The sequence below is a fragment of the Microbacterium petrolearium genome (assembly GCF_054782875.1).
The window spans coordinates 1-1,041 of sequence record NZ_BAAGRQ010000052.1; the positions used below are offsets into that span (position 1 = coordinate 1).

General features: G+C 77.7%; 2 protein-coding genes. One reads left to right on the plus strand and one right to left on the minus strand.

Features of this window, described 5'->3' with window-relative positions; all coding sequences use genetic code 11:
• A partial coding sequence (locus ACYVJ0_RS13535; RefSeq protein WP_460818382.1) for a hypothetical protein occupies positions 1-321 on the plus strand: 321 nt, incomplete at its 5' end.
• Positions 322-410: 89 nt separating this feature from the next.
• Here the strand turns inward: ACYVJ0_RS13535 and ACYVJ0_RS13540 are convergent.
• Positions 411-1,041: FHA domain-containing protein (locus ACYVJ0_RS13540; protein WP_460818384.1), on the minus strand; the 631-nt coding region annotated here is incomplete at its 5' end.

The window sequence follows — 1,041 nt, forward strand, 5'->3', positions numbered from 1 at the left end:
GCACCGCGAGCGCGCGGCGGGCTCAGCGGCAAGGCAGGCCACGGCGGCGTGCTGGGCAACGGCGGAGCCGCGGGTCGCGGTGGCGCCGGAGCCGCAGGCACGGGCGGCGCGACCGGCGCGGGCGCCGCCGCGCGCGGCGCGACCGGCGGTGGAGTCATGGCCGGCGGTGCGGGCGCGGGCAGCGACCGCAAGAAGAGGCGCGACTCGCTCGACCTGATCGCCATGCAGCTCGACGAGGAAGAGGTCGTCACCGACCTCGGCGCCCTCGGCCGCTCGGGCAGCCGGGGCGACGACAAGGACCGCGACGAGCTCGCCTGGTGACGTGAGCAGAAGGCCCGGGACCACGTGGTCCCGGGCCTTTCTCATGCCCGTCGGGCGCGGCTCCTGGCCTCGTGCGGACCGGGGGTGGGTCAGCCCCGGTGCTCGACGATGCGCACGGTGTGCGAGCCGATGATGAGCTTGGAGTCGGTGGGCAGCGACACGCGCTGGTGCGACGTGAGCGTCGTGGAGCGCCCGTCGGGCAGCTCGAGGATCGAGCCGTTGCCCGATCCCAGGTCCTCGTACCAGAGCTGACCGTTCGTCACACCGAAGCGGCCGTGCGAGCGGGAGACCGAGCGGTCCTCGTCGGGAACGGTCACGAGGAGCGCGTCGGGGTGCTCGTCGGGCGCCGACGGGCGGCGGCCGATGTAGCCGAGGCGGTCGACGGGGGTCACCGTGCCGTCGTCGGTGCGGAAGGCGGGCACGGGCCCGGCGGGCGCCGAGGGGGCGCCGGACGAGGAGCGCCGGCGTCGCTCGGGCTGTCCGAAGCGGGTGACGGCCTCGCGCGGCAGCATGGTGTGCAGCGGCAGCCCCGCCTCCTCCTCGGTGCGGGCGCTCTGCTCGGCGACCGGCTCCTGAGGCAGCGACCGGCGCCGTGCGGGCGGGTTCGCGTCCATGGGGGCGGCAACCGCCGGCGGGGCCGCGGGGGCCGCGGCCGCCGTCGGGGCGGGGGAGGCCGCGGGCTCAGGCGCCGAGGGCGGCGGCGGAACGGGCGGCCGCGCG